Below are 11,672 nucleotides of genomic sequence, written 5' to 3'. Positions count from 1 at the left end.
TTAAACAAATAAGCCTTGCACGCGTTTAATCAATTTTTTAGGCAACCCCATTTCTCTCATCACATTGGTTACAATTAAACCTTTGCGACTAGTGTTGTTATTAGTCACCACCCAAAATGGCGAGCTTGGAATTTGTTTCGCTTTTACGCTATTTCCGTGTGCTAATAATGATGCTTCATCTTTAGCAAAATAGGTTCTTGAATTTCCTGTTACCATTTCCGTCGCTTTAGCAAAAGCATTAGGATTGTGTTGATATAAAGCCTCAAGCAATGTTAAAAAACGCACCACACCTTTCGATGGTTGATTAAAAATTTCTGAAACCAATACGTTCTCAATCTTTTGAAAATGTTGCTCTTTAGTATCAACTCCCTCATTAGGTTTTACTTTTGGCTTCGATGTTGCTTTTAATTCATCGATCACATTTTGCTGAACTAGAGCAAATGGTTGAGGTGATGAAGGTAAACGTAATAGACGACGCAAAATATCTGAAGCACTTTCGCCAATTGATTGTGTTCTGCTCGCAATGTAATGATATAATTCATCATCAATTTCGATGTTTTTCATCTTATCCCCTTAATTTACTTGAATTTTACTGAGCGAATATTGTTTTGCATTATAATCAAGTTCAGGATCTTTTTGTAGATAAAAATCGCTCAAATTTAGTGAAAAGAATAACTTATGAATAAAAATTTACTTTTAAATTATCAACTCCAACCTGCCACCGAAGCCCCAAATGCCCAAACAATGGTGTTTTTACACGGCTTGTTTGGCGATATGAATAATCTTGGTATTATTGCTCGCAATTTTGCCGACCAATTTAATATTTTACGCGTAGATCTTCGTAATCATGGTGTATCATTTCACGTAGATGAAATGAATTACACGTTGATGGCTGAAGATCTTAAAAACTTACTAATTGAATTACACTTATCCAATGTGATTGTGATCGGGCATTCAATGGGTGGCAAAACAGCAATGACACTTGCCAATATCGCTCCTGCATTAGTCGATAGATTGGTGATAATTGATATTGCTCCCACAAAGAACCCAACGCATCGCCACGATGCTAATTTTGCAGGTTTATTTGCAGTAAAAGAAGCAAAACCTGCCAACCGACAAGAGGCAAAAAAAGTGCTCAGTCAGTTTGTAAAAGATGAAGGCGAACAACAATTTATGCTGAAAGCCTTTGACCCGCAAAAGCCTGACTATTTCCGCTTTAATCTTACAAGTATTAAAGCGAATTATCTCAACATTATGGATTGGCAAGCGGTCTATTTTGACAAACCAACGCTCTTTATTAAAGGTGGGGCTTCCGATTATATCCAATCAAAAGATACGGAAACAATTTTAGCTCAATTCCCGAAAGCAGTCTCTTTTGTCGTTGCAAATGCCCATCATTGGGTGCACGCTGAAAAACCTGAAACAGTTGTGCGTGCAATCCAGAAATTTTTAGAAAAAAACTCATAGAAAATAGGAACAATATGAAAGATACGATTTTTTCCGCACCAATTGAAAAATTGGGCGATTTTACTTTTGATGAAGCAGTGGCAGAAGTTTTCCCTGATATGATCCAACGCTCCGTACCTGGCTATTCCAATATCATTACCGCAATTGGAATGTTGACTCAACGTTTTGTGACCGACCATTCTAATATTTATGATTTAGGCTGCTCTCGCGGAGCTGGGATTTTATCTATCCGTCGAAATATTCAAGGCAAGCAAGCACAAATCATTGGAATTGATAACTCACCTGCAATGGTAGAACGCTGTCGAGCTCATATCAATGCCTATCACTCTAATGTACCCGTTGAAATTTTATGTGATGATATTCGTCAAGTAGAAATTAAAAATGCTTCAATGGTTGTACTCAATTTTACTCTGCAATTTTTACCTCGTGCTGATCGTTTAGCTTTATTGAAAAAGATCCACCAAGGTTTAAATCCAAATGGAATTTTGGTGCTTTCGGAGAAATTTACCTTTGAAAATGAAACAATGAATGAATTGCTGATTGATTTGCACCATACCTTCAAACGTGCAAATGGCTATAGCGAGTTAGAAGTGAGCCAAAAACGCACTGCACTGGAAAATGTAATGCTCACCGATAGTATTGAAACTCACAAAAAACGATTACAAGAAGCAGGCTTTAGCCAAATTGAACTCTGGTTCCAATGCTTTAATTTTGGTTCGATGGTTGCCATCAAATAAGCGAAAAAGCAGGCATAAAGCCTGCTTTTTAGTTCTCATAAGAGAAAGAATTAAGCGTTACCGCCAGTGATTTTCGCTACTTCTGCTGCGAAATCTTCTTCTTTCTTCTCAATACCTTCACCTACTTCTAAACGAATGAAGTTAGTAACTTTAGTATTCACTGATTTTAAGTAGTCACCTACAGTTTGTGAAGGATCCATTACGAATGCTTGACCAGTTAATGAAACTTCACCTGTGAATTTCTTCATACGACCTTCAACCATTTTCTCAGCGATTTCTTTTGGTTTACCTGAGTTGATTGCGATATCGATTTGGATTTGACGTTCGTGTTCAACCACATCTGCTGAAACGTCTTCTGGGTTTACGAATTCAGGTTTAGATGCTGCAACGTGCATTGCTACTTTACGCAATTCTTCTTCAGAACCTTCACCAGAAACTAATACACCGATTTTCGCACCGTGTAAGTATTGAGCAATTACTTGACCATCTAAGAATTGAACGCGACGGATAGTCATATTTTCACCGATTTTAGCTACTAATGCAACACGTTGTTCTTCAAATTTCGCTGCTAATTCTTCGATTGAGATACCTTTGTTTGCTACTGCGTAGTCTGCAACTTCGTTCGCTAAACCTACGAAACCTGCATCTTTTGCTACGAAGTCAGTTTGGCAGTTCATTTCAACTAAAACACCGAAACCGTTAGTAACGCGTGCTAAGATAACGCCTTCAGCCGCAGTGTTACCTGCTTTTTTAGCTGCTTTAGCTTGACCAGATTTACGCATGTTGTCGATCGCTAATTCGATATCACCGTTCGCTTCAACTAACGCTTTTTTACATTCCATCATACCTGCGCCAGTACGTTCGCGAAGTTCTTTTACTAATGATGCTGTGATCTCAGCCATTTTACTATTCCTCAGAAATGAATTTTAGATAAGAGAAAGCAGGGATTACTTTTCAGCCCCTGCTCTCAGATGATTTAAGGGCTATGCCTTATTTCAAAATAACGATTATTCTGCGTCTGCTGCTAATTCAGCTTCAACATTTGACCCTTTGCCTTCTTTGATTGCAGCTACTGCTGAATCTAAGTAAAGCTGGATCGCACGAGTTGCGTCATCGTTACCTGGGATGATGTAGTTTACGCCATCTGGTGTAGAGTTAGTATCAACGATAGCAAATACAGGGATACCTAAGTTGTTTGCTTCTTTGATAGCGATGTGTTCATGGTCAGCACCGATTACGAAGATCGCATCTGGTAAGCCGTTCATGTTTTTGATACCACCTAAGCTTAACTCTAATTTTTCTAACTCACGAGTACGCATTAACGCTTCTTTTTTAGTGATTTTATCAAAAGTACCGTCTTGAGTTTGAGCTTCTAAATCTTTTAAACGTTTGATTGATTGACGTACTGTTTTCCAGTTAGTCAACATACCACCTAACCAACGGTGGTTTACGTAGAATTGTTGGCAATCTACTGCTGCTGCTTTAACTGCTTCAGACGCTGCACGTTTTGTACCTACGAATAATACTTTACCGTTATTGCTTGCAATGCGAGTTAATTCTGCTAATGCTTCGTTGAATAATGGTAATGTTTTTTCAAGGTTTACGATATGAACACCATTACGAGCACCGAAAATGAATGGTTTCATTTTTGGATTCCAGTAACGAGTTTGGTGACCATAGTGAACGCCTGCGTTAAGCATATCGCGCATAGAAACTTGTGCCATAAGAATTTTCCTTTAAAGTTGTTTGCCTTGCCACTTATGAAAGACAAGACGGGGTTTAGCCTCCATCTATCCTAGAAAACCGACCACAAAGTAGCACCCCAATTTCTAGTTTGATGATAGATGTGTGTTTTTGTGTTGAAAAATAAGTTCTGTTTTCTATCTAAAATAGACAAAAAACGGGGTGTATTATGTCAAAAAAAATGGCGAGAATCTAGCACAATTTGCAAGCGGTCAAAAAAATTTAACCGCTTGCAAATAAATTAGCTATACGCACATTCAAAGCGTGGTTTGCCTAAGGTTATCTGCTTATTATGGAACTGCTGAAGCGTGCACCGATGCCCCACGCTGATAATAATACTCTCTGGCAACCAATGTTTAATTGTGAGATATAACATTGCCTCCGTTGGTTCATCTAATGCTGATGTCGTTTCATCTAAGAAAATCAGTTGCGGTTTTGCCAACACAATACGGACAAAAGCAACACGTTGTAACTCCCCTGGTGATAGCGTAGCTTGCCAATCCATATCCACATCTAATGAATTAGTATATTTATCCAATGAACAGACTTCCATTGCCTGACGAATTTCAAAATCAGAGACCTTTAAATTTGGATAACAAATTGCCTCACGCAATGTTCCCTCTGGCATATAAGGGCGTTGCGGTAAAAACAGCGGTTTATTTAAACAAGCCTGCTCTGCCACACCAAAAGTCTCAAATGGATAAATTCCCGCTAAGGCTTTTAACAAAGTTGTTTTCCCTGCACCAGAAGCCCCTTGGATTAACAACGCATCGCCTGCCTGCAATTCAATATTGATATTTGAAAGCAAAATTTGACCGCTTGCATCCTTGATTCCAAAGTCACGTAAGTAAAACCCTTTTGTGCAAGGATAAGTTGGCTGACTAGGAAGGCTATCCAAATGATCAAGTGTAGTAAAGAAACCGTACAGACGGTTTAGTCTTGCCTGATAGAGCGTAAATTCTTCATAAAACAAACGGAAGAACGACAGGGCACGCATCAAACGGTTAAAAGATTGCACAGTTTGATGCATATCACCAAGTGTTGCCTGCCCAGCAAAAAATCGAGGTGCTTGTAACATTAACGGTAAAATCATCGCTGTTTGAGTCACCCCTGTGTTAAAGCCGTCTAACCCTAACATTCTTCGTACAATCTCCCAGCGATTTTGAATAATGAAATTAAATCGCTCGTGCAAGTGCTTTCTCTCTTTCTCTTCGCCAGAATAAAACGCAATACTTTCCGCATTTTCACGCACGCGAATAAGCGAATAACGATAATCTCCTTGTAACTTCTCTTTATTAAAGTTTAAACGAATAAGCGGACGACCAATCCAAACCGAAAGTGCAGTTGCAACAAGAATAAAAATATAGATAAAAAAGACAACACCTTTCGGAATTTCCAAGCCAAACAGCATTAGCAACCCTGACAACCCCCACAAAATAATGGTAAATTCAATGGTCGCAACAATCGCATTGAGCACGCCTTTTACCGCTGAAACCGTGCCCGAAATAAATGCTGAGGCGTCTTGTTCGATACGCTGATCGATATTGTCGGGCAGATCTTTCTGGTAACGAAGTAGATAGTAATTTTTATGATCGAGCCAACGATTTAGCATTTCTGCATTCAATTTTTCAAGCCATTTAATTTCAAAGGCTTGCGTGATCAGATAATTCACGATGGAATGCGTAATTTTAACCAACACAAGTAAGGCGTTAATACCCGCAAAAAACCAGAACGCATCGACCGCTTTGTCTTGCAATGATTTATACAAGCCGTTGTAGAAATAGGTATTTAGCACGCTAATTCGTACTTCTAGCAGTACAAAAAGCAAGAGCAAAATAATCAGCCCTAAGGTTTTCCCTTTATGACTTACCGCCCAAGCTGGCTGTGCTACTCGCCAAAATTGTTTGCCAAAGTCCGTTTTACGCAAAAAAGAGAGTGCGATGGATAATCCAACTAAAAGGAAAACCAACGCACTCATTAACCAAGAAAAGCTGTTATTTAATTCTATTTGCCAATTCATTCTGCTTCCTAAATAAAAGAACGGAATTGCGAATAATTCACAATTACGAGCACTTTATTTTATCGAGTAAAATGCAATTGTCAATTATAACCCCAAAAGCGACCAACATATAGGCAAAAAGTAAGCCAGAAATATCACTATTTCTGGCTTACGAAATGTAAAGAAGAATTATGAATTATCCGCCATATCACCTTCTTTTGGATCGATTTCTAAATCTGTTCGAATAGGTTTTTCTGCCGTTTCTGCTTTATTATTGTGTGATGGATCTTGTGTTGGTTTATCATTCCAACCAGACGGCTCTCCCACTGGACGGCGTGCCATTAAGTCATCAATCTGTTTGCGATCAAGCGTTTCATATTTCAATAACGCATCTTTCATTGCGTGTAAAATATCGATATTGTCTTCTAACGTCTGTTTCGCACGGTTATAGTTACGATCAATGATTTTACGCATTTCGGTATCAATCAATTTTTGTGAATCTTGAGAAACACCTTTGATTGCACCCATGCCATCTTCATTTTGATAGAAAATTGGACCAAGCTCTTTCGAAAAGCCCCATTGAGTCACCATCGCACGTGCAATCTGAGTGGCACGATGAATATCAGACGAAGCCCCTGTAGTAATTTTATCTTCACCAAAAATCAAGCCTTCCGCAATACGACCAGCAAATAAGGTAGAAAGTTGGCTTTCTAATTTGGTGAACGTTTCACTTACGCGGTCGCCTTCTGGCAAAAATTGGGCAAAGCCTAATGCTTGACCACGTGGAACAATAGTCACTTTATTAAGCGGATCGTGTTCTGGCATTAAGTAACCTACGATAACGTGCCCTGCTTCGTGGTATGCGGTGTTGATGATCTCTTTTTCTGTCATCGTATTAGAACGACGTTCAGGCCCCATATTGATTTTATCACGGGCTTGCTCGAAATCTTCCACCGTTACTACTCGGCGATTTTTACGTGCGGCAAATAACGCAGCTTCGTTTACTAAGTTCGCTAATTGTGCACCCGAATAACCAGGTGTACCACGCGCAATTTGCATTGCATCAACACCCTCTGCAAGCGGTACTTTTTTCAAGTGAACTTGCAAAATTTGCTCACGCCCTTTCACGTTTGGCAAATCAACGGTTACCTGGCGGTCGAAACGACCTGGACGGGTTAATGCGTCATCTAATACATCAGCACGGTTAGTTGCCGCGATAATAATCACGCCTTCAGAACCTTCAAAACCGTCCATTTCCACTAACATTTGGTTTAAGGTTTGTTCGCGTTCATCGTGCCCACCGCTGAAGCCTGCACCACCACGCTTACGACCTACCGCATCAATTTCATCAATAAAGATGATACAAGGGGCGTTTTTCTTCGCTTGCTCGAAAAGATCACGTACACGAGAAGCACCTACCCCGACAAACATTTCCACAAAGTCGGAACCAGCCATTGTAAAGAAGGGCACCTTGGCTTCGCCCGCAATCGCTTTCGCTAGCAAGGTTTTACCTGTTCCAGGTGGGCCAACCATCAAGATCCCTTTTGGAATGCGCCCGCCCAATTTTTGGAATTTGCTTGGATCGCGTAAGAAATCAACCACTTCGCCTACTTCTTCTTTCGCTTCATCACAACCAGCAACATCTGCAAAAGTGGTTTTAACTTGATCTGCAGTCAGCATTTTCGCCTTGCTCTTACCAAAGCTAAATGCCCCTTTTCCGCCACCGCCTTGCATTTGACGCATATAGAACGCATAGAAGCCAATTAAAAGCAACATCGGGAACCACGAAATTAAGATTTGCGTTAATAATCCGCGGCGTTCTTCTGGCTGACCTGTTACCGTTGCATCTGTTTTCGATAAATCAGCTAACAAATCACGGTCATACATCGGCATCACAGTTTGATATTTCGTACCATCTTTTTTGGTCACGTTAATTGTTTCACTGTTGCTCGTCATATCTACATCTTTTAATGTATTCGTACGAATATCATTTAAGAAAGTCGAATATGCCACCGAATTATTGGCATTGTTACCAAAGTTTGAATTGAAACCTTCAAAGGCAGTCATCAACACAATCGCAACCACTACCCAAAGGATGATATTTTTCACAAAATCGTTCAAGATTAAGCCCCTACACTAGAAATAACTAGAAAAATAAAAAATGAAGATTAGCCTTTATAGCCCGTCGCCACAATATAAACTTCTCGTGAACGATCACGCGAAGCCTCTGGTTTCCGGACTTTCACACTGCTAAACATCGCTCGAATTTCACGCAAATACTCGTCAAAGCCTTCACCTTGGAATACTTTGACCACAAAACTGCCTTTTGGTGCCAATACTTGACGGCACATATCTAACGCTAATTCCACTAAATACATTGCACGTGGAATATCAACCGACGGCATCCCGCTGAAATTCGGTGCCATATCCGACATTACCACATTCACCATATCATCACCTACACGCTCAAGCAGTGCATTTAACACGCTCTCTTCACGGAAATCACCTTGTAAGAAATCTACTCCAACAATTGGATTCATATCTAAAATATCACAGGCAATAATACGCCCTTTTCCGCCAATCTGCGTGACAGCGTATTGAGACCACCCGCCTGGTGCTGCACCTAAATCCACCACGGTCATTCCTGGTTTAAACAAGCGGTCTGTTTTTTGGATTTCATCTAATTTGAAATACGCCCGAGAGCGTAGTTTCTGCTTATGTGCCTTCTGCACGAATTGATCTTTAAAGTGCTCCGCCAACCAACGTGACGAGCTGGCACTACGTTTTCTTCCCATTCTGCCTTATTCTCTATAAAACGCTGTCTGTTAATTTCTTAGTGTACCATAATAAGGACTATTTATCGCTATTCAAGTAAATAAACTGATTTCTTTAATAGTTATTACATTCTTTAAACAATTTTTCTACGCATTTTCCCTAAGCACTTGAGAACCGGCAAACGATTGCTTAATTCTGCATTTTTATGATTTACAGGAGCAGAAAAGCCCTGTATAATTCGCCCGCAATAATTTCTGGCACAATTTTTATTTTATTAAGGAACTATTGCAAATGTCTTTACGAATCAAACAAGAAGCCCTTACCTTCGATGATGTTCTACTCGTCCCTGCACACTCTACCATTCTTCCAAACACTGCCAACCTTTCCACTCAACTCACTAAAGAAATTCGCTTAAATATCCCAATGCTTTCTGCGGCGATGGATACCGTAACAGAAACCAAATTGGCAATCTCTTTAGCACAAGAAGGCGGTATCGGTTTTATCCACAAAAATATGACCATTGAACGCCAAGCAGATCGCGTACGTAAAGTGAAAAAATTTGAGAGCGGTATCGTGTCTGAACCTGTCACCGTTTCACCTGATTTATCCCTTGCAGAATTAGCAGAACTGGTGAAGAAAAACGGCTTCGCGGGCTACCCTGTTGTAGATGGCGAAAATAACTTAATCGGTATCATTACTGGTCGTGACACGCGTTTCGTAAAAGATTTAAGTAAAACTGTTTCACAATTAATGACGAAAAAAGAAGACTTAGTCACCGTAAAAGAAGGTGCAAGCCGTGAAACAATTTTAGAATTAATGCACCAAAACCGCGTAGAAAAAGTGCTTGTTGTTGACGATGCTTTCAAATTAAAAGGCATGATCACCGTTAAAGACTTCCAAAAAGCGGAACAAAAACCGAATGCATGTAAAGATGAATTCGGTCGTTTACGTGTCGGAGCGGCAGTGGGTGCAGGCCCAGGTAACGAAGAACGTATCGACGCATTAGTAAAAGCGGGCGTAGATGTATTGTTAATCGACTCTTCTCACGGTCACTCCGAAGGCGTATTACAACGTGTTCGCGAAACTCGCGCAAAATATCCAAACTTGCCTATCGTTGCGGGTAACGTAGCAACGGCTGAAGGCGCAATCGCATTAGCAGATGCAGGCGCAAGCGCAGTGAAAGTAGGTATCGGACCAGGTTCTATTTGTACTACTCGTATCGTGACCGGTGTAGGTGTTCCACAAATCACTGCTATCGCAGATGCCGCTGCGGCATTAAAAGATCGTGGCATTCCAGTTATCGCTGACGGTGGTATCCGTTTCTCTGGTGATATTGCAAAAGCTATTGCAGCAGGTGCGAGCTGTGTAATGGTTGGTTCAATGTTTGCCGGTACTGAAGAAGCACCGGGTGAAATCGAACTTTATCAAGGTCGTGCATTTAAATCTTACCGTGGTATGGGTTCATTAGGTGCGATGGCGAAAGGATCATCAGACCGTTACTTCCAATCTGATAACGCTGCAGACAAACTCGTACCAGAAGGTATCGAAGGCCGTATTCCATACAAAGGTTACTTAAAAGAAATCATCCACCAACAAATGGGTGGCTTACGTTCCTGTATGGGCTTAACTGGCTGTGCAACGATTGATGAACTACGCACCAAAGCAGAATTTGTTCGCATTAGCGGTGCAGGCATTAAAGAAAGCCACGTTCATGATGTTGCTATTACTAAAGAAGCACCGAACTATCGTATGGGCTAATCTTTAAGGTGGGCTTTAGCCTGCCTTTTGCTGTTTAAAGTGCGGTTGGTTTTTGCAAAGTTTTAAATAATATAAACCGCTTACACTATCAATAATAAGAGCATTATAAATGACAAATATCCACAATCACAAAATCCTGATCCTCGACTTCGGTTCACAATATACTCAACTGATTGCACGTCGTGTGCGTGAAATCGGTGTGTACTGCGAACTTTGGGCTTGGGATGTAACCGAACAACAAATCCGTGAATTTGCTCCAACGGGTATCATTCTTTCTGGCGGTCCTGAAAGCACAACTGAAGAAAATAGCCCGCGTGCACCTGAATATGTATTTAATGCTGGTGTACCAGTATTAGGCGTTTGCTATGGAATGCAAACTATGGCGATGCAACTTGGCGGCTTAACCGAAACGTCTGATCACAGAGAGTTCGGCTATGCTTCCGTTTCTCTTGAAAATTCCACCGCACTTTTTGCAAATCTTAACGATAATTTAACCGCTTCTGAGCCAAAATTAGACGTTTGGATGAGCCACGGCGATAAGGTAACGCGCTTACCAGAAAACTTCAAAGTAACTGGCACAACGCTAACCTGCCCTATCGCAGCAATGTCAGACGAAAGCCGTCGTTTCTACGGTGTGCAGTTCCACCCTGAAGTAACGCATACTAAAAAAGGCTTGGAATTATTAACCAACTTCGTAGTAAACATCTGTGGTTGCGAAACCAAATGGACAGCAGAAAACATTATCGAAGATGCCGTTGCTCGCATTAAAGAGCAAGTGGGCAATGATGAAGTGATTTTAGGTTTATCTGGTGGTGTAGACTCTTCTGTGGTTGCATTACTTTTACATCGTGCCATCGGTAAAAATCTACACTGCGTATTCGTAGATAACGGTTTACTCCGCTTACACGAAGGCGATCAAGTCATGGAAATGTTTGGCGATAAATTCGGCTTGAACATTACCCGTGTTGATGCGGAAAGTCGTTTCTTAGGTGAACTTGCAGGTGTATCGGATCCTGAAGCGAAACGTAAAATTATCGGTAAAGTATTCGTAGATGTATTCGATGATGAATCGAAAAAACTCACTAATGTCAAATGGTTGGCACAAGGTACAATCTACCCTGACGTGATCGAATCTGCCGCAAGCAAAACCGGTAAAGCACATGTGATTAAATCACACCACAACGTAGGTGGCT

Annotated in this window: 10 protein-coding genes; 4 read left to right on the top strand and 6 right to left on the bottom strand. The window is 40.7% G+C overall.

Annotation, left to right across the window (positions count from 1 at the left end):
- The gene (gene seqA, locus QMF79_RS03800) at positions 1-564 is read right to left on the bottom strand and encodes a replication initiation negative regulator SeqA (protein WP_281772835.1); all 564 of its coding nucleotides are present in this window, start codon (positions 562-564) and stop codon (positions 1-3) included.
- A gap of 114 nt (positions 565-678) precedes the next feature.
- Between seqA and QMF79_RS03795 the strand changes: the two genes are divergently transcribed.
- Positions 679-1,467 carry an alpha/beta fold hydrolase gene (locus tag QMF79_RS03795; protein ID WP_281772834.1) on the top strand — a complete coding sequence of 263 codons (789 nt, stop codon included), beginning with the start codon at positions 679-681 and terminating at the stop codon, positions 1,465-1,467.
- 14 nt (positions 1,468-1,481) lie between these two features.
- Entirely contained in the window at positions 1,482-2,204 is a 723-nt protein-coding gene (cmoA, locus tag QMF79_RS03790) for a carboxy-S-adenosyl-L-methionine synthase CmoA (protein WP_119222826.1), read from the top strand.
- A 50-nt stretch (positions 2,205-2,254) separates the two neighbouring features.
- On the opposite strand, the gene tsf is transcribed toward cmoA, so the two are convergent.
- From tsf to rlmE, 5 genes are all read right to left on the bottom strand, one after another.
- Complete coding sequence (tsf, locus tag QMF79_RS03785; protein ID WP_281772833.1) at positions 2,255-3,106, bottom strand: translation elongation factor Ts; 852 nt, start codon at positions 3,104-3,106, stop codon at positions 2,255-2,257.
- A 105-nt stretch (positions 3,107-3,211) separates the two neighbouring features.
- A complete protein-coding gene (rpsB, locus tag QMF79_RS03780; RefSeq protein ID WP_005706354.1) occupies positions 3,212-3,928 on the bottom strand; it encodes a 30S ribosomal protein S2 in 717 nt (238 codons plus the stop codon).
- A gap of 260 nt (positions 3,929-4,188) precedes the next feature.
- Positions 4,189-5,967, bottom strand: coding sequence for an ABC transporter ATP-binding protein/permease (locus QMF79_RS03775; protein WP_281772832.1), 1,779 nt, complete (start codon positions 5,965-5,967; stop codon positions 4,189-4,191).
- Positions 5,968-6,135: 168 nt separating this feature from the next.
- Complete coding sequence (gene ftsH, locus QMF79_RS03770) at positions 6,136-8,067, bottom strand: ATP-dependent zinc metalloprotease FtsH (RefSeq protein ID WP_281772831.1); 1,932 nt, start codon at positions 8,065-8,067, stop codon at positions 6,136-6,138.
- A 47-nt stretch (positions 8,068-8,114) separates the two neighbouring features.
- Positions 8,115-8,741 carry a 23S rRNA (uridine(2552)-2'-O)-methyltransferase RlmE gene (rlmE, locus tag QMF79_RS03765; RefSeq protein WP_281772830.1) on the bottom strand — a complete coding sequence of 209 codons (627 nt, stop codon included), beginning with the start codon at positions 8,739-8,741 and terminating at the stop codon, positions 8,115-8,117.
- A gap of 271 nt (positions 8,742-9,012) precedes the next feature.
- On the opposite strand from rlmE, the gene guaB reads away from it, so the two are divergent.
- Positions 9,013-10,479, top strand: a complete 1,467-nt coding sequence (gene guaB, locus QMF79_RS03760) for an IMP dehydrogenase (RefSeq protein WP_281772829.1) — start codon at positions 9,013-9,015, stop codon at positions 10,477-10,479.
- 109 nt (positions 10,480-10,588) lie between these two features.
- A partial coding sequence (gene guaA / locus QMF79_RS03755; protein WP_281772828.1) for a glutamine-hydrolyzing GMP synthase occupies positions 10,589-11,672 on the top strand: 1,084 nt, incomplete at its 3' end.

The sequence above is a fragment of the Pseudohaemophilus parahaemolyticus genome, from assembly GCF_938021905.1.
In the GTDB taxonomy this organism is placed as follows: domain Bacteria; phylum Pseudomonadota; class Gammaproteobacteria; order Enterobacterales; family Pasteurellaceae; genus Haemophilus_A; species Haemophilus_A parahaemolyticus_B.
This window is presented reverse-complemented; position numbering and strand designations above follow the sequence as displayed.

Excerpts from the sequence above, each read along its gene's own strand:
- seqA (WP_281772835.1), bottom strand. The coding sequence starts at position 564 with ATGAAAAACATCGAAATTGATGATGAATTATATCATTACATTGCGAGC.
- QMF79_RS03795 (WP_281772834.1), top strand. The coding sequence starts at position 679 with ATGAATAAAAATTTACTTTTAAATTATCAACTCCAACCTGCCACCGAA.
- cmoA (WP_119222826.1), top strand. The coding sequence starts at position 1,482 with ATGAAAGATACGATTTTTTCCGCACCAATTGAAAAATTGGGCGATTTT.
- tsf (WP_281772833.1), bottom strand. The coding sequence starts at position 3,106 with ATGGCTGAGATCACAGCATCATTAGTAAAAGAACTTCGCGAACGTACT.
- rpsB (WP_005706354.1), bottom strand. The coding sequence starts at position 3,928 with ATGGCACAAGTTTCTATGCGCGATATGCTTAACGCAGGCGTTCACTAT.
- QMF79_RS03775 (WP_281772832.1), bottom strand. The coding sequence starts at position 5,967 with ATGAATTGGCAAATAGAATTAAATAACAGCTTTTCTTGGTTAATGAGT.
- rlmE (WP_281772830.1), bottom strand. The coding sequence starts at position 8,741 with ATGGGAAGAAAACGTAGTGCCAGCTCGTCACGTTGGTTGGCGGAGCAC.
- guaB (WP_281772829.1), top strand. The coding sequence starts at position 9,013 with ATGTCTTTACGAATCAAACAAGAAGCCCTTACCTTCGATGATGTTCTA.